Below are 23,087 nucleotides of genomic sequence, written 5' to 3'. Positions count from 1 at the left end.
GCTCAACTGCCTCTCCAAAGAATCCTTTCTCAGCCTAAACTCAACCCCAAAATCGCCATATGCGATTCCCCTGCCCTCGAGGGGGGGGAGATCAGCAGTTCCTAAGGCTCGGCGTCGAACACCGGCGTCATCGCCCTGATCGTGCAGGGCGTTGGATTGACGTGGCGGATCTTCACCCGGCCCTGCCCTTCCCAGCTATCGTCGATCGGCACCTCGACATTGCCGGTGAACAATTTCGCCATGCCGTCGGGTGCGACCACGGACGGGATGCGAACCTGCTCCCAGCGGCCGCGGATGAACGACTGGACCTGAAGCCCGGTTGTGTCGGTTTCCAGCAGCGAAAGAATGAGCTTGGCCACCTTCTTGCGCCGCCCGACGATCGATCCGTCGCGGCCGCCGACATCGAGCTCCAGCGTGTTGGCTTCGGACTGGTAGCCGAGCCCGACCTGCCATTTGGCTGCCGTAGCCCCACCGGGCAGCGAGACCGCGCCAGCGGCCACAGCAAGGCCCTTGTAGACCTTGCCATCGGCCAGGACGTCGGCTGTTTCGCCGTTGAGATGATCAAGCCCTGAGACCGTGCCCACAGCGGCGCCCGAATAGGTCAGGCCGCAGTCGACTTCGAATGCATCGCCGATCCCGCCATACTCGAACGGCGCGGTCTTTATTTCGATATAGCGCCTGGTCACGCCGCCGATCGTGCGTTTGACGATCAGCCAGAGATCGTCGTTGCCGTCCTGGCCGGGCGTCACCACGGCGCTTTCGACAACGGCCCAGTTCGATCCTGCGAAGCTTCCGGCGATCTGGTGGATGTGCATGCCGCGAACGTCCTGCGACGGCTGGTGCGTGTAGCCGCCGAGTTCGCCATCCCCGAGCGGGAACCACAGCAGCGGGTCGGGGTCGGTCTGGAAGGCGAGTTCGACGACGCCTTTCTTGGGAATGTGCTCCGATATTTGACCGACATCGTCGGAGGTGAAGCGGCCGGTGGCGTTTTGCGTCAGCTCGGCGATCGATTTGCGGGAGCGGGTGACATAGAGGAACGACTGCCCCGCATCGACGGGACGCAGCGGGGCACAACCGAAAGTCCGCGACCGGCGGTTCTTGAACGAGGACGGCGTCAGCGCCTCGTCGATGCCGGAACCCGACAGCGCCCTCACCCCGCCAAGCGTTCCGATGATCAGCGCGCCGTCCGATTCCGCCACCCACGTAATGTCGTTGGCCTGGCCGCCACCTGCCTGCACGAATTCCAGCGCGTCGGTGTCTTTCTCACCGGTGGCGAAGTTGTCGAAATCGCCGGTTTGCGAGGCATAGACCGAGAATTTTCGGCTGAACGCCAGGCGCTCCTCGTAAAGCGAACCGCTCTGCACATACTTGCCGGGCACGAACGTGCCGAGACGCCAGCGAATGATCGGGCTGAGATCGGGCAGAGCATGCCCGTACAACTGGACCGTGACCACCGTCGTGCTGGTCCGGGCAACGATCTTGGCCCAGCGCCAGAAGCCATCCGCGGCAAGCAGACGAATGGCACGGCCGATATCGCTGGTCTGGAAGCCGATGCCGTCGTTGATGCCGACGATCGAGGAGGCCGAAAGATCGAACGGCGTTTGCGACGGCGCGTATTCGTGCAGGGCCAGTTCGGCGATAGCGGTTCCGTCGCTGCCGCCACCTGAAAACAGCAGCTGATAATATTCGTAGGCAACCGTGTTGTTGAAGCCGTCGAAGAAGCGGGTTTCCGACTTGGACCAGCCGGTCTCTCCGTCCCGGCTGTCGAGCGTCGTCCAGTCGGTGCCGTTGTGCGAGGCCTGGAATTGCCACTGGGTCGGCGATGCAGTGTCTGAGTGATCATTCGTGGCGGTAATCCAGTAGGCGTCGACCGTCTTGGCCCCGCCGCCGAACTGGTAGCGCAGATACCCGCTCGGAAAGCCCGCTATGTTCTCCCCCTTCTGCTTGTCGCCATCGAACACCTGCCACACGTCGGATGAGCCGTTGCTGTTGCTGACCGTGCCGCTTGGCAGCGTATTCGCGACCATGACCGGCATGGCGTTGCCGGTTGCGGCCGGCGTTAGCGTCGTGGCGGTCGTGTTGATCTTGTCGTAAGGGCCGTCGAGAAAGACGAAATCGGCCAGCGTCCAGGTCGTGTGCGCGGTGCGCGTCAGCACTTTGACCGGATGATCCTTATGGGTGATCCACATCTGGTCTGCCGACTGGACGAATTGCAGGTCGAAGAGATCGGCCTCGGGATAAGGCGAAACGACTTCGACCGTGCCGACGCGCGCGCCATAGGCATAGACGCGGATGTAGAGATCGCCGAATTCGAGCGCATAGGCCTGATCAGCCGAGAAGATGAACGGGATCAGCCGTGTCGCCTTTGACGGAGCCTTCACCTGCGCGCAAAAATAGGTGCCGCCACGCTTCCTGATACCGCCATGCGGCAGCGTGACGAAATTGGTGCATTTGGACAGCGCCGCCCGGTAGAGCTCGAGCGAGGCACGAGCATGCAAGCGGGGAGAAATCTCACCGCGGATGAAAGCATCCTGGATCGGATAGAGCGTGGTCATCGGCCGACGCCGCGCTGGAAAGCCCAGGACGTCGTCGAAAATCTGCCGCCGCGCTGGATGGCATTGGCCGAGTAGGCTGCATCCAGCGCCCTATCATAGGCGCTGTGTGCGACGTCGATCATGCCGGACTTGTGGGTCAACGGATGGGCGATCTTGATGGCGAGCGCCGCCACCAGCACTTCGCTGAATAGCGCGTCCCAGTCGTTGGGGTCTGTCAGGTTGGCGACATAGCGGATGATGCGCGGCCCGGCCTGATCGGAATAGACCAACCCGGCCTCCTGCCGCCATGAGAGCGGCACGCCATCCGGCTCGCCATTCCCTGTCAGCGGCAAGGGCCGCAGGCAATCGGCGGGAAGCTCATAGGCGAAGTTCAGCGTGCCGGCGCCGCTGCCGGTGTCGAAGCCGGCGACCGAGGCCGCCAGGATGGCGAAGACAAAGGCGTGCTTGGTCAATTCGGCCTCGCGGGTCAGGTCGAAATGCAGATTGAGCAGGCGTGCCGCCTTGGCGTCCTGGTCGAGGCTGTCGATCGGCGCCTCGTCGAGCACGGCGAGCGCCATGTTGGCGATGTCGAGCGGGGTGATGGCCATGGCTCAGGCCTCCGGCTGTGTGATTGGTCGGGGAAAACGGGGCATGGTGCCTCCACGGCAAAAAGCCGCTTCGAAGCGGCTGGGATTTCTTGTGATTTTGGCTTGGGCGGAACGTTGCACGTCTCGTGCATCGAACGTCACGACGCCAACCGCCCGTCAGGAAGCGGGTGGCAGGCGCTGCGTGATCCGCCTCTTTTCCGTTCGAAGCAAGGAAGACGGCAAAGCTTCGGTTGTTGCAGTTTCACGACACCGCCGCGCAACGCGGCGATGTCTTGCCTGAATTGTGTCAGCCGATGCATGCGCCGGTCGAGATCCCTGTTTCAGCTGACTTGGCAAAGACGCTTGCTTTCACCCTTCCGGCACCTCCCGCCAAAGCCAAGCCCCTGTCCAGGGCGTCCTGAAGACTTGGCGTGTAGTAGGCGGTGTCTTCCAGGCCGCTGAAGAAGTTTATGCGATGAACTTCCCCCTTCTTGCTCATGACAATGCCCGCTTTTCGGAGCACTTCCTGAACTGTTTTGTACTTCATGTTCATGGTGACCTCCCTTACCAAGACAAGGCAGCATCGCCCTTTCTTGTAACTGTTTGGTGCCGTCGATTGAGCGAAAGGCAACATGAATGTTGTAGCGAACGCCAAATTCAGATCACTCCGACGCAGCGCAGCGGTTGAACTTGCGGTTCGCCACGGTGGCCGACCTGGCGTCCAGAAGGGGCGGGACGTCTGATGCCCGCCCCTTCGCCCGATCAGGCCTCGGTCGTCTTCAGCGCGATGAACGTCATGTGCTTGACGCTCGACGCCGTGCGGTCCCAGTTTGCCGCGAGTGCCAGCTCGGCATCGGTAGCGAATTCGCCGGCCGAGGACGCGTCGAGAAAGCGGGTGCCCGGCACATGCGGCACGAAATGCCGGCGGCCGACCATTTCGGTGACACCACCGCCATGGCCCTGCCGCGGCTTGCGGTCGAACTCGAGCGGCCCGCCTTCGGTGTTGACCGGCAGCTCGTTCCAAAGGATCGCCTTGTCCTTGAACATGAACGCCGTGTAGACGCCGCCGGCAACCGGAATGTCGTCGTCGACGACGGCCCTGAGCCCCATGTAATAGGGGATCAGCGGCCCGCCCTGCTCGGACGACGGCACATAGTCGATGAGGTCGGCGAGCTTCAGCGCCTTCATCTGTTTCGAATGCATCCAGATCGTCTTGAACTTGTCGGCGCGGTCGCCCATCAGGTAGGCGGCCTCGATGATGTCGGTGTCGACGATGGAGGCGCCGGTGACGCGCACCAGATCACTGCCGTCATTGGCGATGTTGTCGGCCAGCACGCCTTTCAGTATGCCCAGCAGCGTCAGCTTGTTGGCGCGCTGCCAGTAGTCGGTCTGGCGGCGCACGACAAGCTTCTGCGGATCGTCGCCGGCAAGGATCGAGGTCAGGTCCGGGATGCCCCAGGCCTGCGCACGCACATTGCGGGCCGCGACTTCGCGGCGCGCGCCGATCTTCTTCATCTCGATCGAGTCGGCCGGGTCGTCGTTGACCGGCTCGGACGGATCGTTGCCGAGGTCCTTCCAGCCGGGCATGTCGACGGAACGTCCGCCCAGGCTGAGCTTCGAGGCGATCGACGGGTCGGAAAACAGGATCCCGGCCTGGTAAATCTCCAGCGACTGGACGTGCTCCTCGAACGAGTATTGCGCATAGACGGAGGGAACGATCGCGTCCGCGATACGGGTATAGGCGTCTGCCATTTTTGTCTTCCTTCAGGTTTGGGTTAAAGAGGATTGTTGGGCATCCACAGGTCGGGATTTTCGCCGGCCTCGCGTGCCAGCCGCCGGGCGCGGGCGGGGTCGCTTTTGACCAAGGCTGAGATGCCAGTCAGGTTGCGCTCGCCGGCGGCATTGCGCTTGAAGGGATTGCCTCCGCTCAAGACAGCATTGCCGTCGATCGTGTCTTCGCGGAACATCGCCTCGCCTATGGCGTGGAACGCCTTGGCGATCTGCGGGTCGGTCAAGGCACCGTCCGGCAGAAGGATGCCCTTCGCCTTGTAGGCATTGACCAGTCCGAGCTTTTTCATCGCCCGGTTGGCGACCTCGAGCTTCTGGCGAAAGCCATCGCTGCCGGTCGGTCCCCAATCCCTGACGAGGTCGTCATGCGTCGTCTCGACCGAGCGGGCAAGGGCGATCTGCTGTGCCTTGGCCTGCTCGGCCATGTAGCCGACGAAGCGGTCGTGATAGGCCTGTGCGACCTTCGGGGTAGCACCTGCCTCGACCGCCCAGGCCTTGGACGCATTGGCGAGCTCGTCCGAATAGGCGAAGTTTTCGGGGAGCCCGTGGGGGCGCCGGTACTCGACCTTGTCGGGCGAGGTCAGCGGACGCATCGCCTCGGGCAGCCGGGCATGGAACCTGTCCCAGTCTTCCGCGGCTGCATCGGCTGCCGGAACGCGCAGGCTCTCGCCCTGCTGCCGCTCCAGCTCCGCATAGGAGTTGAAAACCCGATCGAGGCTGTCAGGCTTGGTCCAGCCCTTGGTTTCAGCAAGCTTGCGGTTGCCTTCGGAGAGACCGTCAAACCAGCTTGTGGCCGCAGGCGGGGCGGACCCGTTGTCCCCGTTGGCCGGTGGCCGTGCAAGGTTGCCCGCCGGTGGCGCCGCCACCACGGACCCGGCGTCGTCTGCCAGATCTGTCATGAGAAGATTCCTTTTGTTGCAGAATTAAGGCCGGTGATGAGAGCACTGGCGGCGAAGCTTGGTATCTCCCCCCTCGAGGGGGAGATGGCCGGCAGGCCAGAGGAGGTAGCGGCGCGTGGAGCGCCGACCTCATCTGTCGCCGGGCGTCGCGCCCGGTCGAACCGACCCCCTCTGTCGCCTTCGGCAACATCTCCCCCTCAAGGGGGGAGATTAGCGCCTACGCATTATCGCCCCAGTTCTCCCAGAGCAGCGTGATGGTGCCCGACACCGCCAGCGTGCCGTCGGCGTCGATATCGGTGCCGGTGGCAAACGCCAGGTTGAGATAGAGGTCGACCGGCGTCACGGTGCCGTCGAGCGTCAAGGCTGCGGCAACATCGGCAATCGATGCGCTCGACGGCGCGGCACCCGCGCCATCCAGCGTACGGCCGGTCGCGCCCAGCACATTGACCATGGTGCCGGCAAGCACCGCGCTCGATGCTGCCGTCGAGCCGAGCGACCAGGTCAGCGCGGCATTGTCGTTGACGGTCGAGGCGCGCGGCGTCAGCACGGCGAACTGCAGTCTTGCCGTGCCGCCCTTGACGCGGACCTTGCCATCGAGAAAGTCGAAGAGCTTCTGGCTGGCAAAGCCCTGCGCATCGGTGACCGGCACCGGCATGGCATTGAACGAAAAGACGGTGCGGTAGGCGCCGCCCTGTCCGGTCGTCCTGGCTATCAGCCCTGCCCTGGGTGGGGCAAGGCCGGCTTCTCTGGCGGCGGCACGCGAAAGCGTCCGGGCAAGACCTCGGGTCATTTGGTATCTCCATTCTTGCGGGATTGAAAACGGGGGCGGCTGGGCCGCCGCACGCAACAGCGGCAAAAGCTCATGGACATTTGGATCAGTTATGTGTATCTATACACAACATGAAGAGCGCCGATGTCATCCACAGGCTGTTGGCGGATGGCTGGTACGAAGTGGCTCGAAAAGGAAGTCACGCCCAGTTCAAGCACAAATCCAGGCCGGGCCGGCTGACAGTTCCGCATCCCAAGCGCGACATCCCGATCGGCACTCTCAAGAGTATTGAAAAACAATCCGGCGTGAAGCTGAGGTAGAGAAATGCGGAACTATATCGGATTGATCCACAAGCAAGCGGACAGCGACTTCGGCGTCTCCTTTCCCGATTTTCCGGGCCTGGTGACAGCTGGCGTCAGCCTGGATGATGCCCGCGCCATGGCCGGGGAAGCACTGGCCTTTCATGTCGAGGGGCTGGTCGAGGATGGCGAAGCCATTCCCGAGCCGTCCTCCCTCGAGGAAGTGATGTCGGACAAGGACAATCTGAGCGGTGTCGCCATCCTGGTTCCCTTGAAAGCTGAAGCTGCGAAGGTCGTGCGTGTCAATGTCACCATTCCGGAAGATGTCCTCGATCAGATTGACCGATATGCGGAGCGCCACGGCTACAGCCGATCCGGATTTCTGGCCGCTGCGGCGAAAAAGGTAATGCAGATCGAGGCAGCGTAGCGCTCTCGAAGGTCGACTGGAGATGAAGCTCTTTGGGTCTTGTTCGGTTACTTTCTTTGCGGATCAGGCCGTCAGACAAAAACAACCATGTCTTATTTCGTGAGGCACGGTGCCTATGTTCCGCCGCAAATGCGACCGTACTTGGCAAAATCGGCCCGTGTATTAGCTCATAGGTTTCAAGGGAGTACCAGACGATGACCATGTCCAGAGCCATTGCCGCCATGCTGGTGACTGCCGCATTGGCAGGCTGCGCGCAGACCGAAGCACAGCAGAGAACCAGCACCGGTGCGCTGCTCGGCGCCGGCGCCGGCGCGCTTGCCGGCCAGGCGATCGGCGGCAACACCAAGAGCACGGTCATCGGTGCCGGAGCCGGCGCCTTGCTGGGCGCCGTCGTCGGCAACGCCACCACGCCGCAGCCGCGCAGCGAACAGCTTTGCCGCTATCAGGATCGCACCAGCGGCCGCATCTACACCGCCCCCTGCGACGACCGGTACTACAACGGCGATTATTGATCGTAGAATGCGGTTGGCGCGGTGGAGCCAGCTTCAGCGGCTAGTGCATGTCGCCCAAAAGTTTGCAGCGGTTCTGGGACAACGACATGGATGAACAAAGACCTAAAGGCGCGTCGATACGCGACGCCCTTTAAGGGACGATCTGTCAGGCCAAGCCGGGTGTACGGCAGGGCAGAATTAGGGGCATCATCACCTCAATTCGCAATTCCAATCACAAGAACGTTCAACCCACGAAATTTTCGTCCACGAACATCTCCGCAAATTTCTGCGGTGTGAGAGTTACATCATTGTCGCGGGCGATTTTGAGGTTCCTTGCCCACATATCCCGGATTGCTGCCGGCATTCCCTCAGGCATGTGCATAGACTGGGCTATTGCGTCATGCCATTGTCCATCGCCGCCATAGATAGATTGCAGTTTGGGGCCCATCTTTTTCAAGCCATCCTCCGACTCCTGAGAAAGTTCTCCGATGGCCCAGAGCACATAAAGCTCCAGTAGCCTAAGCAGCGGCTGTCCATCATAACGTGGGTCAGTCGACATTTTTACTTCCTACGCATCATTTTCGGCGTAATAAATGAGCCTTTCACAGATGGCCGACAGGCTGGGCTTTTCCTTCAACGACGCAACCCAGGCCTCGGTAATTTCGATCGCAATGAATATCTCGATAAAGTATGTCAGGCCCGCTTTGGCTGCCTCCGCTGGCACCAATCCCTCTTCCGGCTCGGTCGCAACCATTGCATCTGAACCCTCGGTCCAACGCTCCGACACATAAATTGTATCCTCTTCGTCAAAATCTGACAGCCGTCCAACGATATCCAATAACTTGATTATTCTCCCCACAAAGAAAATCCGCCTCGGCGATTCGGGTGCAGCGTCTTCTGGAAGATAGTCCCAGCATCATGTTGGGATCTAGGGACGAGTTGCATTACACCGGGTTCGTAAACTTGCACAATGATCAGCCGAAGTGGGTCATGGCCTCCGCAAGGTCAGTGCTCCCCGCACCCTACGCCTCCAGCCTCGCCGCCTTCTCCAGCGCAGCCAACTGCGCATCGTCCAGCGTCAAAAACCCCATAATATGCTGCACCACTTCGGCCCGCGCGTTGCTCAGCGCGCTGTGCAGCTCGAAGCCGTTCGGCGTCTTGGTCTTGGCCAGCCACTCGCCATAGGATGGGCGGCGGTAATAGCCGGTTGCGGCCGCCAGGTCGGCCAGCACCATTTCGCCGTCCTGGCCCGAGAACACCCTGAGATAGGCCTTGGCCAGGGCATCCCGCGCCTTGGCCGGGCCGCCGGCCTGGCTGGAATGGGCGAAGCGTTTGCCGCTCATGCGCCATGCCCGCCCGAAGCATCTTGCGCAGCCTGCGGCATCAGTCCGCCGAGCCCGTCGAGCAGGCCGCTGTCGCGCGCCTGCACTGCCGCCGGCACGGCATCCCTGGCGACCTTGCCGGCGGCAGCCATCGCCGCCATGCCGGCCTGTTCAGCTTGAGCCTTGGCGCGGGCATCGCGAATGCCCGCCACCTCGTCCTGGCGGCGAAAGATGCGCTGCGGACTGCGGCCGGCGCCCTGCACGATCTTCAGCGCCTCGTCGCCGTGTCCATCACGCCGGGATCGAACTGCGCCATCTGCATGGCGGTGGTGACAACCTGGATGGTGTCGCGTGCTTCGGCCGAGCGGCGCAGCACGTCGAGCGGGCCGGTGAAGGTCGGCCGCAACGTCTTGCCGGCGAGGCTCGCCGGCGGCAGGAAGCGGCTATCTTCCTCGTAAAGTCCCTTGTCCTCGAGAATGCCCAGCTCGCGGTCGAGATTAGAGGCAAAGCCGGCCTGGATGATCGAACCGGACGGCCCGAGCAGCGCGCCCTTCTCCTCCTGCCGGATCAAGGCCTCGGTCGCCGTCATCTGCGGGTTCTGCACCAGCGTCTGGAACAGATTGACGAACATCATGTCGCGGATCTCCTCGGCCCGGCTGTCGGCATAATTGAAGGCATAGGTCGGGTTCTGGCCGGTGGCGATCGGCGCGATCAGCGGCCGGCCGGCATCGTCGATGAGGCCGGGATAGTTCTCGCCGGGATTGAGCACCGGCACATAGTCGAGCCGAGCCTTGGAGGCGGTCGCCGGATCGGTGATCTGCTGCAGCGCGCGCAGGCCGGAGCGCCGCACCGCGTTCTCCTCGCGCACCGTCGTCAGCGCCTCGATGGTCGGCGAGATGCCGTACGGATCGCCCTCGTAGCGGCGCCAGTTGAAGCACGACACCGGGAACGAGCGAAAACCGCTTTCCCTGACGATCGCCTCCTCGTCCTCGATCACATGATAGGAAGCGAACGCGGTATCGAGATACTGGTAGGAGCCGCTCAGACTGTACATCTTGCGCTCGTCGCGCGGCTGGATGCACTGGATCAGCGAGATCTTGGTCTCGCATTTGGCGGGGTCGTCGACCAGAATCTTGATCCGCGCCGGCAGTCTGTCATAGCCGAGCAGTTGCGCCGCCTGTCTTGCCGTGCGCTCGTAGCGGCGGTGGAAAATATCGACCTGGCCCCAGCGGTTGCGTGAGAGATAGCCTTCGACCACTGGGATCGAGGCATAGCGGATCAGCGTGCCGCCAAAACCTTCCTCGGCATAGAGATAGGCCGGGCCGTAGCGCACGACATTGCGCAGGCAAGCCTGCGTTGCCGGCACGAAATTGGAATTGGCGGAATAGCGCAGCGAGAACAGGAAGTCGCGCAGCGCTTCCGCCCATTCCTTTTCCTCGTCGGTCTCCTCGTCGTTGATGGCCGCAGTCGACAGCCCATGCCATTTCTCCGACTGCGGAATGATCAGGCTCTCCAGCCCCGCGGCCAGCCGGTTGGCGGCCGAGTTGATGGTATTGGCATAGACCCGCGCACCGCGCCGCTCCTGCCGCTCAGCCTGCGAATCGAAGCCGGCCTGGCGGCGGCCACTCCACATGTCGGGCGCGTCGGGATCGCAGAATTCGGACACCGCCTCCCAGACATGCTCGTACTGGCTGCGCTCGCTCTCCAGTTCAGCCTGTCGCGACAGGATATCGCGAGCACGGGAATCGCTCATGGTCAGCCTCGCTTGATAAATTCGATTGAAAAAATGGCGGGAACGCCGAAACTGCCGATCTCCCCACTTGAGGGGGAGATGTCCGGTAGGACAGAGGGGGTCGTCTCGCGTGGATCGGCGACCCCCTCTGTCGCCTTCGGCGACATCTCCCCCTCAAGGGGGGAGATCGGCAGCGCCTTATTCCGCCGGCGTCGTCTCCAGCGCGGCTTTGCGCCCAAAGCGCTGCACCACGAAACGGCCCATCTTCTGGCCGGGCACTTCGATCAGCGTATAGGTGATCCAGGACAGCAGGCACACCACCGGCAAGACGACGACGGTGACGATCGCAAAGCGCAGCGGCGACGACAATTCGTGGCCGAACTGGGTGATGACCAGAGCCGCCACCGGCTGGAGAACCAGCAGATGGATCAAATAGATGCTGAAGGAAAGCTCACCCATCAAATGAAAGAACCTGTTGGCGAGCGTCATGGCGATCTTTCTGGCCACGATGCCCATCATTCCCGGCAGCATGCGGTAGAGAACCAGGGCAAAGAACCCCAGTACAAGCACTTCGCGCATCAACAGCTTGCCAAGCCCATAGCCGCCGCCGAAGGGCAGCGCCGCCAGCAGCATGGCCAATGCCAGATGCACGAAGGGCCGCTTCTGCCTTTGATGGACGACGCCCGCCAGCAGCATCCCGCAGAGGAAAATCTGCATCTTCAGCGGCAGGAACGACGGCATCGGAAAATGCACCGACAACTGCCCCATCAAGAACACCATCGCGCTGCCGATCGTCGCGGTCAGGATGGCCGCCCATAGCCAGTCAAGCCTGCGCACCAGCAGCATGATGGCCGGAAACAGTGCGTAGAACTGCATCTCCAGCCCGAGGCTCCAGTCGGGCAGCGGCGTGCGATAGGCGAAATTCGGCACCAGGCCGAACAGGAACAGCAGATGGGCGCCGATATTCTTCAGGCCGCTGTCGAGATAACGCTCGGGCGCCTGCGGCGACCGCAGCAGGAACTCGTCGATGACCATTCTCGACCCGTAGAGATAGGGGCCAAGCGCCAGGGCAACGAACAGCATGATGTAGAACAGCGGCGCTATCCTGAAATAGCGGCGGGTCCAGAATTTCAGCCAGGTTTCCGGCCTTTGCCAGGGCTCCTTGTCCTGGCGCAGCTGGTAGTGGAACACCATCAGGAAGCCGGACAGCATGATGAACAGATCGACGCCGAGATCCGGTTCGCCAAGAATAGGAATCTGCCAGCCGGTCAACAACAAGCAGTGCCCGATGAGCACCCAGATCGCGGCAAGCGCCCGAAGCCCGTCCAGGCACTCGATGCGCGATGACCGGGCTTCTGTCATGCCGAACTCCTCGATTGCCATGTTGCAATGCAGCATGGCGGCTGAGGGAGGAATGTCAACCACGATTTGCGCAGGGCTGTTACGGAAAACGCGGAACACCGCAGGGCAATTGTAGAGGCATGCACTTGAACACCCCCTCTGTCCTGCCGGACATCTCCCCCTCAAGTGGGGAGATTGGCAGCTTGAAGGACAGCGCCTTTTCTGCACCCCTCGAAAATTGGCGAAGACCGTAATGGCAGCCAATCTCCCCACTTGAGGGGGAGATGTCCGGCAGGACAGAGGGGGGCGCGAAGGATCGCGGCTTACGCGATCCCGGCAGGCAAGCTCCCGCCTCTCTTCTTCACCAACCGCGCGTGCCGGCGCCAGTACCACCACGCCAGCACCCGGTTGCGGAACACTCGTCTCATGGCGCCCATGTCACACCCCCAGCAGCACGCGGCGCTGGCCGGTGAGCTCACTGGGCGACAAATCGGTCTTCACGGTTCCGGCGGTGCCGTCATTGGCCGCAAGCTGGGCCCGCAACGCTGCTTCGCGCGCCTGCACGTCCTTGTCGGCAATGGTCGGTGTCGGCGGCAACGACCTCAGCGCCGGCGGCTTTTGAAAAAGGCACATGGTTTTCTCCGAAGTGAGAGGCTCTTGTCCAGTCGTAGAGCAGATAATCCTCGCCGTTCCGGCCATAGCCCGGCAGGCGGCAGCGTTGCGTCGCGCCGAGCCGGCCTAGCCAGCGCAGCGCCAAATCATTGGCGGCCAAGGCGCGGGCCTCGACCCGCCAGGCGCCGCGCGCGGCAACTTCAGGCCCGAGCACGGCATGAAAGAATTCCGTAATCCCAGGCACGCAGCGCCTCATGCGACGCGTGCCCCAGCTCCAGGCGATCCAAAGTCCGCTCCGCTGTTCGGCAGCGCCAAAGCCGGCCTCCGGATTGCCGTTTAGCTCGGCGACGTAGGCAAAACCCTGCAGCGCCGTCAGCGCCAGCAGCGCCGGCGACCAGTCGTCGAACTGGCAATCGATCTCGGCCCGGTCCTCGGGCCGGAGGTTGGCGGCGATGTAGGAGAGATCGCGCAGCGTGGCGGGAATGATGCGGAGGGTCACCGAAATGCCCCCAGCGGATCGCTCTGCCCCGCCTTCCGCCGCGCGGCCTTGAACACCGCCGGGTCGACCACCGCTTCCCTCAGCATCATCACGCCGTAGCGGGTCGCCGCCATCAAATCGTCACGCAGCTTCACCACCTGGCCGTCCCTGCGGTGATAGAGCCGGAACTCCTCGAACCACGGCAAAAGCGTCGAGAACACCTTGAAGCGGCCGCTCTGCATCCGGGCGAGCATCTCCATCAGCCCGGCCTCGACCGATACCGAACCGTCGGCGAACTGCGCATGGCCGGCGAGCATGTTCAGCCCGTGCGCGGAATATTGCCTGGCAAGTGCGGTGCCGGCACCTTCCAGCGTCTCGCGGCGGCCGTCGCGCGGCCATGCCCAGGGCAGCCATTCGCCCCATGGTTTCAACGTCAGCGCCTGCATGGCCGGCGTCTGCTGCGAAGCTCGGCAGGCCTTTGTGACATAGACGACATCGGCCTCGGTATCCCAGGCAAGTTCGACGGCGGCCGACGGATGGTCCCAGCCGAAATCGAGCGCGCCGAGCCGCGGCCAATAGCGCGGCGGCGGGAACGGCTCGCAGGCGATCAGCTCCTCGGTCACTGGAAAGATGCGGCCGGAGCCCAGCACCGGAATGCCTTTTGCCCTGGCTTCCCGCTCATGCGCCGGATAGGCGGCAACGATCTCGGCGCGCTGCTGCGGCGTATAATGTTCGGCATCGTCGATGGTCATGAAGGTGACGTGGCGGGTCATTGTGCGCCCTCGCGGCATTGAATCGTGGTGGCAGGCGCCGGACGGTTGATGTTGTCCGGCAAAGAATATGACGCGGTCGGTCAAAAGCTTGGGTTCCTCGCCCCACGGAGTGGGGAGAGGTGGCTCGGCGAAGCCGAGACGGAGAGGGGAATTGCGCCGACCTGTGCAGACAACAATCGAGGGAGCCAGCGTCTGGTGCTTGCCAAAGTCCCCTCTCCGGCCGCTGCGCGGCCACCTCTCCCCACTTTGTGGGGCGAGGAACCCAAGTTCTGCAATGCTAGCCCTTCCCCATCCCTCACACCTCCCTGCCGACAAGAACAGCAGCACCACGTCCGACATGCCGAGCAGCGGCGTGAAGGTGACGATGGTGATGCCGCCGGTGGCGTTGGTGCGGGTCAGCCCTTCGGAATAGATGTCGAGCGGCGGTTCCTCGTCGAACCAGACGCCGTGCAGTGTTTCGCCCTGCCATTTCTCGCGGCCCTTCTCGTAGCTCTTGAACGACAGCACCGATTCGCCGGCCTGGACGTCGCCACCGCCGCCCCAGCGCACCACGACGCTGTCGAGCGCGCCCGGCGCCCGCCCCGCCATCGTGCTGAGGATCGCGTCGGCCGGGATCATGCCGGTGCCCCAGGCCGCCTGCTGCTGCGGCGGGCCGATCAGGATGCGCTGCGGGTTGTCGCGCGTGCTTTCGCCGGTGACGCCGGCCGCCCACATCCGAACCGGACAATCGAAAACCTTGCCTTGCCACCAGTCGGGATAGCGGCCGGTGAGATGCATCGCCCATTCGGCGCCGCCGGCCCTGGTCTTGCCGAGCTGGTTGCCGGCCATGAACAGGCGCTCGCGATTGGTGGCGCCGGCTGCATGGAACTCGGCCTGCCGGGGATAGGGCCGATAGGCGGCAAGCTGGTTAGTGCGGCGCCTGCGGTCCAGCTCCGCCAGCAGGCTGAGATATTCCGTCCTTGCCGCCCGGCTGTGCGAGGCCTTTTGCGAAGCCCGGCTTCTCGAGGAACGGCCTAAGGACGGCTTCGAGGCCGCGGATGCGCTGCCTGATTTCGCCATCGCTCAATGCATCCAGCTTGTTGATGTTGACATTAAGATCCTTGGCAGCACCGACAGGACGAGCTTCAGATACTGATCGGGCTTTTCGGCGCGCACCTCGGCGATGACGCCGGCGCCATGGGCGCGAAAATCGGCGCGGATCGCTTCGAGAAAGCCGTCGACCAGCGTCTTCTTCGCCCGCCTGGTTCGGCCGGGCTTGCCGGGTGCTTGATCGTGCGGCTGCGGATCGCCGGCGGAAGGAGCCTTGGCCATGCCCTACTCCGCCGTCCCGGCGGACATCGGCTTCTTGTTGCCTGGCCGCACGATGCGCCTGCGCGGCTTGGCCTTCTTGCCGGCCCGTGCCGACTTCGGCTTCCGCAGCTGGCTTGCCGGTTTCGCATCAGTCGTCGTGCCGGGCTTCATCGCACCGGCGTCGGGCAAGGCATTCAGCCTTGCCCTGAGAATTGCCACCGCCTTGTCGTCGAGTGCTCCCGACGGGAAGCCGAAGCCGCCGACCGCATCGACGGTACCGCCACGCACCATGCCGATCCGCACGCCGGCGGCGACCTGCTCGAAGCGGCCATGGCGGGCATAGCGTGCGGCGCCGGCGAACTCGCCAATGGCGCTGACGGCCTCGCGGCCGTCATCGTCGGTGATGATGGTGGCGTAACGGTTGGACATGGGGATGTTCTCTGGGGTGGGCGCACGGGCGCGTTGGGAAATCTATGGACGATAGGTGGTTGCGGACCGGGATAGTCGGTCGCGTTCATTCGCGCCGACATACCTCGGCAGCACACGCAACATTCGGTCGAACAGGAGCCCGAAATGAAAAACCCGCCTCGGCGGGCGGGTCGTTGGAGCCAATTGGCACCATACCCAGATTAGTAGCATAGCTGCCGGCACAAAGCAAGAACAAAATGTGGCGCGGTGGAAGAAAAATGCACTGACGACCTCGCACCCTCGTCGGTGAACGGCTGGAAGGAGGGGCGAAAAAGGCGGGCATTGCGTGAGACTTGCGTTGATGGGATGGTGGTTGCGCTTGAGGGGAACGCGTCATGGGCAATGTCACCAGTCACTACGGCAGCGACGGCATCGTCGATCGCATATTGGCCGCGATCCCGGACGCCGACCCGGCCGGAAAACTCGCGGCCGCGCAACTCTATCCGTTCGATCAGCTCCATGGCCGCGAACTGATCGCCACGCGGGAGCATGCGGCCCGTCTTGCTCCTTCGCCGACAGATCGGATCCTGGATATCGGCAGCGGCATTGGCGGGCCGGCAAGGTTTCTGGCCTCGACCTATGGCTGCCAGGTCGACGGCATCGACCTGACACCAGCCTTTGTCGCCGCGTCGAGCCGACTGACCGCACTCAGCGGACTGGCAGACAAGGTTCGCTTCCATCAGGCCGACGCGACGAAACTGCCTTTTGGCGACAGCACCTTCGATGCGGCGATCTGCTTCTATGTCGGCATGAACATCGAGAACAAGGCCGCGGTTATCGACGAGGCCTGGCGCGTGCTGAAACCGCGAGGCAGGCTGATCTGGACCGAAGCCGTGCTCGCCGGCGGCGAGCCCTACTATCCCATGCCCTGGGCGGTTTCTGCGGCGACCAGCCACCTCGCCGATCGGGAAAAATTGAAAACCCTGTTTGTCGATGCCGGATTTCGCATCGACGAGGTCGTCGACGAAACCGGCGAACATGTTGAGTTGGCGCTGAAGAGAGCCAATTCCGGCATCGTGCCCTCGCCGGCGCAGCAGCAGGCAAATGAAGTCGTCATGGGCGCGGAATTCCTGCAGCGCCGCCGCAACTACATCCGAAGCCTGAGTGACGGAAAGCTCGCCTCGCTCGCCGTGATCGTCTCCAAACCGGCCTGAAACAAAAAACCCGCCTCGGCGGGCGGGTCGTTGGAGCCAATTGGCACCATACCCAGATTAGTAGCATAGCTGCCAGCACAAAGCAAGAACAAAATGTGGCATGGCGGCAGAAAAATGCGAATTCCGTTCAGCGCCTCGCCTTGTCCGCCTCCCGATTGACCTTCCAAGAAGACCGCTAGGCTGCATTCCTTCGCGCCCCTCTCTGTCCTGCCGGACATCTCCCCCACTTGGGGGGAGATCGGCTTTCGCGCCGGCTTTCGCCAATCTCCAGCGTTGCAGGATGAGCGCAGCGCCGAAACCGCCAATCTCCCCACTTGAGGGGGAGATGGCCGGCAGGCCAGAGGGGGGTACTGTCCCGGGCGCTGTCCCGCCGACTTAAAGCCGGCAACACAAGCAACGTTCGATCGAAAAGAAGCCTGAAAACAAAACCCGCCTCTGTGGGCGGGTCGTTGGAGCCAATTAGCACCATATCCAGATTAGTAGCATAGCTGCCGGCACAAAGCAAGAACAAAATGTGGCACGGCGACAAAAAATCCGAATTCTCTTCGGCGCCTCGCGTTGCCCGCCAGCCACTTTGTGGGCGCGAACGCAGCGTCGGCAATTGGCGCTTTCTCCATTTGCCGAGGCATCTCACCGGCCGACGAGCAGCCGCAGCCGCGGATCAGAACAGGCATTCGCGCGTTTGACCCGTAGCCAATGGGAGCAAAAATCATCATGAACGTCGCCAATCTGCAACTCGAAGGCCTGCTGATGGCCATCGCATCGATCAATCAGGTCCTGGTCCGCAAGGGCGTGGTCTCCGTCGAGGAGATAGACATCGCCTTGCGCAAGGCCGAAGCCAGCGAGACCAACGAGGAAAGGTCCGAAGGCATGTCGGCGTCGAGCCGCGACGCCGTCAACTTCCCGATCCGACTGCTGGAGTTGGCCAATCAATGTCAGCCGGAGACGGACATGCCGTCCTTCTCGAAACTGGCACGCATGGTCGGTCAGATCAAGGAACCTTACAACGACCAGATGTGACGCGGCGATCATAACTGACGCCGCGACAACGGCTTGCCGCGGCGGGGTCGCAAGACTGCTGGCGGCGCCTGCTAGCGGCCCTGCAGGATCTTGATCAACTTGCTGCTGTCGGCCCCCGGCGAGGAAAGCCTGCGGTAGTCCGCGTAAGTCAGCCTGCCATTAGCAACGGCATTAAAGAGCCGGCTACAAAAGGCGCTGTCGTATTTTGCGACACTGACATTCATGATTGCTGCGTAAGTCTTTCTTTCGTTGAGCGGCGTGGACCTCTCGCGTGCAATGCATTCGTTGATCGCCACGCGCTTGGTGACAGGGCTGCCTTCAAGCGTGGTATGCATCGTGTTGAATTCGCCTTCGGTCAAGGTAGTGCAGCCGGCAAGCAGAGACGTGCCAATCATGGCGGCAGCAAAACGCGTGGCGATGTTCATGAATTCCCCCTCAAGACCCGTGTCTTGCTTAACCCGCCGAAAGTTGGAAGTACAGAGGGAATGCAGGCGCATCTACAAAAAGCATAAACCTCGAACGCTCGTACTTTAGCTGTCGCTTTTATTGCGCGCGACCTGCGGATGGCCGGAATGACGGTACGCGGCCGCTCTCGATCGTCACGACGATGCTGGTGCGGATCGTGCTGCCGATCTGGCCCTGGTCGCGGTCATAGACCCGACCGCCATTGTCGCAGCCACCCTTCTGAGCGCCTTTACGAGAACGCCGCCTCCGAGATTGGGGATCACCCCCTGCCAAGCCTCAGCGCCAGGACCCTGCCCGGCCCGTGCACGGCGGCAAACAGCAGCCCGGCCAGGAAGGTGAAGTGATCGACGAAGAAGCCGAACTCGGCCTGGTTGCCGGCCCAGTGCGACGGCCCGTGGAAGGCAATGCCGAGGAACAGCACATAGGCGCCGGCGACGAGTGCTGCCCAGGAGAAGAAGGCGCCAGTCAGGAAGCATAGGACGAGGACGACCTCGAGCAGGGCTGCGCACCAGGCCAGAAAGAGCGGGAACGGAAACCCGGCCGCCGCGATATAGCCGGCGGTGGCGCTGATATCGATGAATTTGAAGATCACGGCCATCAGGAAGACGGCGGCGAAGATCAGGCGGGCGATAAGGATTGCTGCGGTCTGCCACGGCGACTGAACGGTTGATTGAGCGGTTTCCAAGGTCATGATGTCCTCCCAAGAGTTACGTTGGTTGTGCCCCAAGGACGCACCACCAGCCGCAAGCCCGACATCATCCCCCGAAAAACCTGCAGGATACAAGCGCGTAGCGGGCCTCGCAAGACCAGGGTTCCTCGCCCCCATTCATGGGGGAGAGGTGGCGCGGCGAAGCCGCGACGGAGAGGCGCCGGCAAAGAAAAGGCCCCTCGCCGGCCGCGGAGCCTGTCCTCGGGCTTGCCGAAGGCAAGACCCGTGGGCGGCCACCTCTCCCCCCGCTTCGCGCGGGGCGAGGAACCCAAGCCTGGAACTACCCCACCTTGACCCCCGGCTTGCTGATCGGCTCCCGTACCGTTCCATACTGGCTGCCCCAGCGGTCGGTCATCGCCCAGCGTATGTCCCAGAGTTCCGGGAAGAAGCGGTGGCGGGCGCCGGCTTCCAGCAATTCGACCGGCCGGCCCTTCAGCGATTTTGCGCCGAGGCCGATCGTGCGGTGGATGAGATAGAGGTGGTTGGCACGGAATTTCTGGAACAGCTCGTCGAACTCGATCAGCGCTTCGGCAACGACATAGCTGTCGCCGTGATCGTAGCCGGTATCGTAGACATCCTCGACCGAAAGGCCGCGGTCGTCGAGGTATGACGCCTTGAAGGCCCGCCACAGATCGGGCGGCAGGCGCAGCAGCTGCTTGAAGCCCGGCGATTCCTGGCCGCTGCCATTGCCGAGCTGCAGCCGGATCTGCTGGTATTCCTTGGGCGACATGGTTTCGAGCAGGTCGAGCTGCGCCGTCATCAGCCGCATCAGCCGGTGCACGCGCGCCATCAGCGTGACGATGCGATGCGTGTCCTGCTTTTCCAGGAAATCAACGACATCGACCAGCGTGTAGGCGATGAGCTTCATCCACAGCTCCTCGACCTGGTGCACGATCTGGAACTGCAACTCGTCGGCATTCACCATCTCGGCCAGCGGCTTCTGGCAGGCAAGCAGCCTGTCGCATTTGAGGTAGACGCCATAGTCGCGCATCTCAGGCGTTTCGATGCGGGCATAATAGTCCTGCTTGTCCATGGCCATGCTCCTTGCCCCGGCCGTTGGGCCGCAGGCGCTTGTTGGATCCCGGTCCCCCGAGTCTAATCGCTTTCTTGCCGAACATTGTCCCTTTCTGTTATTCGATTGGCGGGAAGCGAAGGACGAAAATTGTCGCTGAAGCAGATTGGAAGAACGAATGATGCTGGATGCGGTCGACCGGAAGATCGTCGCGGCGCTCGAACGCGAGGCCCGTATCTCCTTTGCCGCGCTCGCCGATGAGGTCGGCTTGAGCAAGACGCCGTGCTGGAAGCGGGTCAAGGCGCTTGAGGACGCCGGCGTCATCCGCGGCTACTCGACCCGGATCGACCCGGCCAAGCTCGGCTTCGGCATCGAAGCCTTCATCCAGGTGTCGATCGATTTCGAACTGTCGGACGCCTTCGAGGCGGCGGTCAAAAAGCATCCGCTGATCCGCCGCTGCCACGCCACGACTGGCGAGGCCGACTATCTCCTGCAGATCGTCACCGTCGACATGATGGCGCTCGACAGGATGCTGCGCGAGGAGCTCAGCCGGCTGCCCGGCGTGCGGCGCACGATCACCTCGATGGCGATGCGCGAGATCAAGGGCGGCATCTCGTTCGCCAATGCCGTCGGGCATACGCCGGCCAGGCGATAGACCGGTCAGGCCCTGGTCATCAATTCGCGTCCCAGCCGCTTCGGTTGCTCGGCGCGCAGAACCACATTTGTCGTCACCGTGCCGTAGTGGCCGATGCTGTCGACGATGCTTTCAAGATCGGGCGGTGACGGGACCACGACCTTGACCAGAAAACAATCCTCGCCGGTCACCCGCAGCACCTCGACCACCTCCGGCAATTGGGCGAACTTCTTCAGGCAGGCCTGGATATGCTCATGCGTGGTGCGCAGGCGGATGACCGCCATGGTGCCGAGCCCGAGCGCTGCCGAATTGATCACCGCCTTGTAACCGGTGATGACGCCGCGCTCCTCCAGCCGCTTCACCCGTTCCGAGGTGGCGGGCTGGGACAGTCCGACGCGGCGGCCAAGCTCGGAGATGCCGATGCGACCATCCTCCTGCATGATCTCAATGATCGCCAGATCGGTGGGGTCGAGCCTTGGCCGATAATCGCCGTTCCGCATGATCGCCCTTTAATCCATCGGATTTCGTCGCTGCTTTCCGATGATCTCTCATTCCGCCACCTAGGAGAAGACCTAGAATTGCACGCGCTGCATCAGGAAAGAAGGGCTTCGCATGACCGACTTCATCATTGTGCCGGGCATCGGCGGATCGGGCAAAGCCCACTGGCAGACACGTTGGCAGCAGGCAAACCCGGCGATGCGGCGGTTCAACCCGGCGAGTTGGGACGCGCCGGACCTCGACGACTGGGTGGCTGCGCTGGAAACCGCTGTATGCCAGGCAAGGACACCGCCGGTGCTCGTCGCCCATAGCCTCGGCTGTCTGCTCGTCGTACACTGGCAGCGGATCTCCCCCCGCTCTATCGCCGGCGCGTTGCTGGTCGCGGTTCCGGACCCTGCGTCGCCGGCCTTCCCCTCCTCCGCCCGGGCCTTCGCCGACGCACCGCAACAACGGCTTCGCTTTCCGTCGCTGATTGTCGCGAGCACCAACGATCCCTACGGCTCGCTGGACTATGCCAGGGCGAAATCCGAGCGATGGGGCAGCGATCTCCATATCGCCGGACCGCTTGGCCACATCAATGGCGACAGCGGGCTCGGCGACTGGCCGGCGGGAATGGAGCTGCTGACAGCTTTTCTAAGTCAAACGCAGGCAATCGCCCGAGGCGCCGTGCTTCAGCCGTAACCGCACCAGGACGGTTATCGCGCCGCCGCCCTGATCTGGTTTGCGCCGCGCCTCAGTTCGATGTCGCGGCAGGCGTGCTGAGTTCGAGGAACGGTACCGTCGAGCCCGGGATCATCGACTTCGGCAATTCGCCGTTCCATCTCTCCGCCTTGGTCAGTTCGACCAGCAGCGGATTGTTGGCGATTGCGGCGGCGCGAGCCTTGATGGCGCCCGCGGTCGCATCGCCTTCGACCCTGGTCTTGTAGGCGCTGGCCTCGGCTTCGGCCTTGACGCTGTCAGCGCGGCCCTTGGCCTGGGTGACGGCGATATCGGCCTTGATCTTTTCCTGCTGCAGGTTCTGTTCCTGCTTCTGCACCTCGACCTGCGCCGTCATCCTGGCTTCGACCGCCTGCTCGTAGGCATCGGAGAAGTCGATGTTCTCGACCTGCACGCTGTCGATCATCACCGGCCCGTCGGTTACCGCCGCGATGGCCTCGGCGACGTCCTTGTTGAACTTCGCCCGGTTCTGGATAACCGACACCGCGTCGTACTGGCCGAACACCGTCTTGATCTCCTGCGGTGCTTTCCTGGCAATGACACGGTCGGCTAGCGCTTCGATCGACCCGTAATTGGTGTAGACGTTGCTGACTTCGGCGGCCGGCACGTGGAAATTGACGGTGACGCGCATGTCGGCCGGCTGCTGGTCGCGCGAATAGGCCTGCATGGCCGGCAGGCCGCTGCAATCGTTCTGGTTCTCGCAGCCCCATTTGAGCACCTGCTGGCGCAGGCTGATCTTCTCGACGCGCTGCAGCCACGGCAGCTTGAAATGCAGTCCGGGATCAACGACCGAACTCAGCGCTCCGTTGGTCAAGAGCACGCCGCGGTCGCCCTGATCGATCGTGTACCAGGATCCAAACAGCGCAAAGACGCCGAGCGCCACGATGACGAGTGCGATCAGGCCGGAACCGATCGACCCCGATGCCATCCCCGGCTTGCCCTGCGGACGGCTTGAATTGCCTTGCGTTTCGGTCATCACCCCACCCCAACCTGATTGCCCGTGCTGCTTTGCCCACAATAGTGGCGGCATTGCAATCCTCTGGATATGGAAGGACCTTCGCGCCAGCC

The 23,087-nt window shown here is 62.8% G+C and carries 28 protein-coding genes; 7 read left to right on the top strand and 21 right to left on the bottom strand.

The window, feature by feature from the left end; translation table 11 throughout:
- Positions 1–101: 101 nt before the first annotated feature.
- The 6 genes from NKI24_RS31205 to NKI24_RS31180 form a co-directional block, all read right to left on the bottom strand.
- The gene (locus tag NKI24_RS31205) at positions 102–2,555 is read right to left on the bottom strand and encodes a phage tail protein (RefSeq protein WP_352750284.1); all 2,454 of its coding nucleotides are present in this window, start codon (positions 2,553–2,555) and stop codon (positions 102–104) included.
- On the bottom strand, positions 2,552–3,142 hold the full coding sequence (locus NKI24_RS31200; RefSeq protein WP_352750283.1) for a phage connector family protein: 591 nt from the start codon (positions 3,140–3,142) through the stop codon (positions 2,552–2,554). The genes NKI24_RS31205 and NKI24_RS31200 overlap by 4 nt, the downstream gene beginning before the upstream one ends.
- Positions 3,143–3,428: 286 nt before the next feature.
- Entirely contained in the window at positions 3,429–3,674 is a 246-nt protein-coding gene (locus tag NKI24_RS31195) for a hypothetical protein (RefSeq protein ID WP_352750282.1), read from the bottom strand.
- Positions 3,675–3,883: 209 nt separating this feature from the next.
- Positions 3,884–4,873 carry a Coat protein gene (locus NKI24_RS31190; RefSeq protein WP_352749432.1) on the bottom strand — a complete coding sequence of 330 codons (990 nt, stop codon included), beginning with the start codon at positions 4,871–4,873 and terminating at the stop codon, positions 3,884–3,886.
- A 23-nt stretch (positions 4,874–4,896) separates the two neighbouring features.
- Positions 4,897–5,808 (bottom strand): hypothetical protein, encoded by a 912-nt coding sequence (locus NKI24_RS31185; RefSeq protein WP_352750281.1) that lies wholly within the window; start codon positions 5,806–5,808, stop codon positions 4,897–4,899.
- A 217-nt stretch (positions 5,809–6,025) separates the two neighbouring features.
- A complete protein-coding gene (locus tag NKI24_RS31180) occupies positions 6,026–6,598 on the bottom strand; it encodes a hypothetical protein (RefSeq protein WP_352453779.1) in 573 nt (190 codons plus the stop codon).
- A gap of 110 nt (positions 6,599–6,708) precedes the next feature.
- On the opposite strand from NKI24_RS31180, the gene NKI24_RS31175 reads away from it, so the two are divergent.
- From NKI24_RS31175 to NKI24_RS31165, 3 genes are all read left to right on the top strand, one after another.
- A complete protein-coding gene (locus NKI24_RS31175; RefSeq protein ID WP_352750280.1) occupies positions 6,709–6,897 on the top strand; it encodes a type II toxin-antitoxin system HicA family toxin in 189 nt (62 codons plus the stop codon).
- A 4-nt stretch (positions 6,898–6,901) separates the two neighbouring features.
- Complete coding sequence (locus tag NKI24_RS31170) at positions 6,902–7,303, top strand: type II toxin-antitoxin system HicB family antitoxin (protein ID WP_352453777.1); 402 nt, start codon at positions 6,902–6,904, stop codon at positions 7,301–7,303.
- A 194-nt stretch (positions 7,304–7,497) separates the two neighbouring features.
- Entirely contained in the window at positions 7,498–7,815 is a 318-nt protein-coding gene (locus NKI24_RS31165; RefSeq protein ID WP_352453776.1) for a YMGG-like glycine zipper-containing protein, read from the top strand.
- 223 nt (positions 7,816–8,038) lie between these two features.
- Here the strand turns inward: NKI24_RS31165 and NKI24_RS31160 are convergent, their stop codons facing one another.
- From NKI24_RS31160 to NKI24_RS31115, 10 genes are all read right to left on the bottom strand, one after another.
- On the bottom strand, positions 8,039–8,353 hold the full coding sequence (locus NKI24_RS31160; protein WP_031211512.1) for a hypothetical protein: 315 nt from the start codon (positions 8,351–8,353) through the stop codon (positions 8,039–8,041).
- Positions 8,354–8,362: 9 nt separating this feature from the next.
- Positions 8,363–8,632 (bottom strand): hypothetical protein, encoded by a 270-nt coding sequence (locus tag NKI24_RS31155; protein ID WP_352453775.1) that lies wholly within the window; start codon positions 8,630–8,632, stop codon positions 8,363–8,365.
- Between the two features lie 184 nt (positions 8,633–8,816).
- Complete coding sequence (locus NKI24_RS31150; RefSeq protein WP_352750279.1) at positions 8,817–9,137, bottom strand: Bbp19 family protein; 321 nt, start codon at positions 9,135–9,137, stop codon at positions 8,817–8,819.
- Positions 9,134–9,379, bottom strand: a complete 246-nt coding sequence (locus tag NKI24_RS31145; RefSeq protein WP_352750278.1) for a hypothetical protein — start codon at positions 9,377–9,379, stop codon at positions 9,134–9,136. The genes NKI24_RS31150 and NKI24_RS31145 overlap by 4 nt, the downstream gene beginning before the upstream one ends.
- Positions 9,380–9,384: 5 nt before the next feature.
- A complete protein-coding gene (locus tag NKI24_RS31140; protein ID WP_352750277.1) occupies positions 9,385–10,869 on the bottom strand; it encodes a portal protein in 1,485 nt (494 codons plus the stop codon).
- 177 nt (positions 10,870–11,046) lie between these two features.
- A complete protein-coding gene (locus tag NKI24_RS31135) occupies positions 11,047–12,210 on the bottom strand; it encodes an acyltransferase family protein (RefSeq protein WP_352750276.1) in 1,164 nt (387 codons plus the stop codon).
- Positions 12,211–12,706: 496 nt separating this feature from the next.
- Positions 12,707–13,300: a hypothetical protein gene (locus tag NKI24_RS31130; RefSeq protein WP_352750275.1), complete on the bottom strand. Its 594-nt coding sequence runs from the start codon at positions 13,298–13,300 to the stop codon at positions 12,707–12,709.
- Complete coding sequence (locus NKI24_RS31125) at positions 13,297–15,111, bottom strand: terminase large subunit domain-containing protein (RefSeq protein ID WP_352750274.1); 1,815 nt, start codon at positions 15,109–15,111, stop codon at positions 13,297–13,299. The genes NKI24_RS31130 and NKI24_RS31125 overlap by 4 nt, the downstream gene beginning before the upstream one ends.
- Before the next feature lie 3 nt (positions 15,112–15,114).
- On the bottom strand, positions 15,115–15,363 hold the full coding sequence (locus tag NKI24_RS31120; RefSeq protein ID WP_352750273.1) for a hypothetical protein: 249 nt from the start codon (positions 15,361–15,363) through the stop codon (positions 15,115–15,117).
- Between the two features lie 3 nt (positions 15,364–15,366).
- Entirely contained in the window at positions 15,367–15,771 is a 405-nt protein-coding gene (locus NKI24_RS31115) for a hypothetical protein (RefSeq protein ID WP_352750272.1), read from the bottom strand.
- A 374-nt stretch (positions 15,772–16,145) separates the two neighbouring features.
- Here NKI24_RS31115 and NKI24_RS31110 point away from each other — a divergent pair, with 374 nt between their 5' ends.
- Both NKI24_RS31110 and NKI24_RS31105 read left to right on the top strand, forming a co-directional pair.
- The gene (locus NKI24_RS31110; RefSeq protein ID WP_352750271.1) at positions 16,146–16,964 is read left to right on the top strand and encodes a methyltransferase domain-containing protein; all 819 of its coding nucleotides are present in this window, start codon (positions 16,146–16,148) and stop codon (positions 16,962–16,964) included.
- 714 nt (positions 16,965–17,678) lie between these two features.
- Positions 17,679–17,984 carry a hypothetical protein gene (locus NKI24_RS31105; protein WP_352472199.1) on the top strand — a complete coding sequence of 102 codons (306 nt, stop codon included), beginning with the start codon at positions 17,679–17,681 and terminating at the stop codon, positions 17,982–17,984.
- A 71-nt stretch (positions 17,985–18,055) separates the two neighbouring features.
- On the opposite strand, the gene NKI24_RS31100 is transcribed toward NKI24_RS31105, so the two are convergent.
- The 3 genes from NKI24_RS31100 to NKI24_RS31090 form a co-directional block, all read right to left on the bottom strand.
- Positions 18,056–18,409 carry a hypothetical protein gene (locus NKI24_RS31100; protein ID WP_352750270.1) on the bottom strand — a complete coding sequence of 118 codons (354 nt, stop codon included), beginning with the start codon at positions 18,407–18,409 and terminating at the stop codon, positions 18,056–18,058.
- 299 nt (positions 18,410–18,708) lie between these two features.
- On the bottom strand, positions 18,709–19,140 hold the full coding sequence (locus tag NKI24_RS31095; RefSeq protein WP_352750269.1) for a DoxX family protein: 432 nt from the start codon (positions 19,138–19,140) through the stop codon (positions 18,709–18,711).
- A gap of 298 nt (positions 19,141–19,438) precedes the next feature.
- Positions 19,439–20,191 (bottom strand): tryptophan 2,3-dioxygenase family protein, encoded by a 753-nt coding sequence (locus tag NKI24_RS31090; RefSeq protein WP_352678847.1) that lies wholly within the window; start codon positions 20,189–20,191, stop codon positions 19,439–19,441.
- Between the two features lie 157 nt (positions 20,192–20,348).
- On the opposite strand from NKI24_RS31090, the gene NKI24_RS31085 reads away from it, so the two are divergent.
- Positions 20,349–20,825: an Lrp/AsnC family transcriptional regulator gene (locus NKI24_RS31085; protein ID WP_352750268.1), complete on the top strand. Its 477-nt coding sequence runs from the start codon at positions 20,349–20,351 to the stop codon at positions 20,823–20,825.
- A 5-nt stretch (positions 20,826–20,830) separates the two neighbouring features.
- On the opposite strand, the gene NKI24_RS31080 is transcribed toward NKI24_RS31085, so the two are convergent.
- Positions 20,831–21,304 carry an Lrp/AsnC family transcriptional regulator gene (locus tag NKI24_RS31080; protein WP_352453704.1) on the bottom strand — a complete coding sequence of 158 codons (474 nt, stop codon included), beginning with the start codon at positions 21,302–21,304 and terminating at the stop codon, positions 20,831–20,833.
- A gap of 112 nt (positions 21,305–21,416) precedes the next feature.
- Here NKI24_RS31080 and NKI24_RS31075 point away from each other — a divergent pair, with 112 nt between their 5' ends.
- Positions 21,417–21,983, top strand: coding sequence for an RBBP9/YdeN family alpha/beta hydrolase (locus tag NKI24_RS31075; RefSeq protein ID WP_352453703.1), 567 nt, complete (start codon positions 21,417–21,419; stop codon positions 21,981–21,983).
- A gap of 52 nt (positions 21,984–22,035) precedes the next feature.
- Here the strand turns inward: NKI24_RS31075 and NKI24_RS31070 are convergent, their stop codons facing one another.
- Positions 22,036–22,995: a prohibitin family protein gene (locus NKI24_RS31070; protein ID WP_352453702.1), complete on the bottom strand. Its 960-nt coding sequence runs from the start codon at positions 22,993–22,995 to the stop codon at positions 22,036–22,038.
- Positions 22,996–23,087 lie beyond the last annotated feature (92 nt).

It is taken from the genome of Mesorhizobium sp. M0701 (assembly GCF_040320365.1).
Taxonomy (GTDB): Bacteria; Pseudomonadota; Alphaproteobacteria; order Rhizobiales; family Rhizobiaceae; genus Mesorhizobium.
Note: the sequence above shows the minus strand (reverse complement) of the source record. Positions and strands in the feature narration are given on the sequence as shown.

What these genes read in the sequence shown, in the direction of transcription:
- NKI24_RS31110 (WP_352750271.1), top strand. Translation starts at nt 16,146, where the DNA reads ATGGGCAATGTCACCAGTCACTACGGCAGCGACGGCATCGTCGATCGC.
- NKI24_RS31165 (WP_352453776.1), top strand. Translation starts at nt 7,498, where the DNA reads ATGACCATGTCCAGAGCCATTGCCGCCATGCTGGTGACTGCCGCATTG.
- NKI24_RS31150 (WP_352750279.1), bottom strand. Translation starts at nt 9,137, where the DNA reads ATGAGCGGCAAACGCTTCGCCCATTCCAGCCAGGCCGGCGGCCCGGCC.
- NKI24_RS31140 (WP_352750277.1), bottom strand. Translation starts at nt 10,869, where the DNA reads ATGAGCGATTCCCGTGCTCGCGATATCCTGTCGCGACAGGCTGAACTG.
- NKI24_RS31125 (WP_352750274.1), bottom strand. Translation starts at nt 15,111, where the DNA reads ATGGCGAAATCAGGCAGCGCATCCGCGGCCTCGAAGCCGTCCTTAGGC.
- NKI24_RS31175 (WP_352750280.1), top strand. Translation starts at nt 6,709, where the DNA reads ATGAAGAGCGCCGATGTCATCCACAGGCTGTTGGCGGATGGCTGGTAC.
- NKI24_RS31195 (WP_352750282.1), bottom strand. Translation starts at nt 3,674, where the DNA reads ATGAACATGAAGTACAAAACAGTTCAGGAAGTGCTCCGAAAAGCGGGC.
- NKI24_RS31160 (WP_031211512.1), bottom strand. Translation starts at nt 8,353, where the DNA reads ATGTCGACTGACCCACGTTATGATGGACAGCCGCTGCTTAGGCTACTG.
- NKI24_RS31105 (WP_352472199.1), top strand. Translation starts at nt 17,679, where the DNA reads ATGAACGTCGCCAATCTGCAACTCGAAGGCCTGCTGATGGCCATCGCA.
- NKI24_RS31095 (WP_352750269.1), bottom strand. Translation starts at nt 19,140, where the DNA reads ATGACCTTGGAAACCGCTCAATCAACCGTTCAGTCGCCGTGGCAGACC.
- NKI24_RS31170 (WP_352453777.1), top strand. Translation starts at nt 6,902, where the DNA reads ATGCGGAACTATATCGGATTGATCCACAAGCAAGCGGACAGCGACTTC.
- NKI24_RS31180 (WP_352453779.1), bottom strand. Translation starts at nt 6,598, where the DNA reads ATGACCCGAGGTCTTGCCCGGACGCTTTCGCGTGCCGCCGCCAGAGAA.
- NKI24_RS31070 (WP_352453702.1), bottom strand. Translation starts at nt 22,995, where the DNA reads ATGACCGAAACGCAAGGCAATTCAAGCCGTCCGCAGGGCAAGCCGGGG.
- NKI24_RS31090 (WP_352678847.1), bottom strand. Translation starts at nt 20,191, where the DNA reads ATGGACAAGCAGGACTATTATGCCCGCATCGAAACGCCTGAGATGCGC.
- NKI24_RS31205 (WP_352750284.1), bottom strand. Translation starts at nt 2,555, where the DNA reads ATGACCACGCTCTATCCGATCCAGGATGCTTTCATCCGCGGTGAGATT.
- NKI24_RS31135 (WP_352750276.1), bottom strand. Translation starts at nt 12,210, where the DNA reads ATGACAGAAGCCCGGTCATCGCGCATCGAGTGCCTGGACGGGCTTCGG.
- NKI24_RS31200 (WP_352750283.1), bottom strand. Translation starts at nt 3,142, where the DNA reads ATGGCCATCACCCCGCTCGACATCGCCAACATGGCGCTCGCCGTGCTC.
- NKI24_RS31185 (WP_352750281.1), bottom strand. Translation starts at nt 5,808, where the DNA reads ATGACAGATCTGGCAGACGACGCCGGGTCCGTGGTGGCGGCGCCACCG.
- NKI24_RS31075 (WP_352453703.1), top strand. Translation starts at nt 21,417, where the DNA reads ATGACCGACTTCATCATTGTGCCGGGCATCGGCGGATCGGGCAAAGCC.
- NKI24_RS31100 (WP_352750270.1), bottom strand. Translation starts at nt 18,409, where the DNA reads ATGAACATCGCCACGCGTTTTGCTGCCGCCATGATTGGCACGTCTCTG.
- NKI24_RS31120 (WP_352750273.1), bottom strand. Translation starts at nt 15,363, where the DNA reads ATGGCCAAGGCTCCTTCCGCCGGCGATCCGCAGCCGCACGATCAAGCA.
- NKI24_RS31080 (WP_352453704.1), bottom strand. Translation starts at nt 21,304, where the DNA reads ATGCGGAACGGCGATTATCGGCCAAGGCTCGACCCCACCGATCTGGCG.
- NKI24_RS31115 (WP_352750272.1), bottom strand. Translation starts at nt 15,771, where the DNA reads ATGTCCAACCGTTACGCCACCATCATCACCGACGATGACGGCCGCGAG.
- NKI24_RS31190 (WP_352749432.1), bottom strand. Translation starts at nt 4,873, where the DNA reads ATGGCAGACGCCTATACCCGTATCGCGGACGCGATCGTTCCCTCCGTC.
- NKI24_RS31085 (WP_352750268.1), top strand. Translation starts at nt 20,349, where the DNA reads ATGATGCTGGATGCGGTCGACCGGAAGATCGTCGCGGCGCTCGAACGC.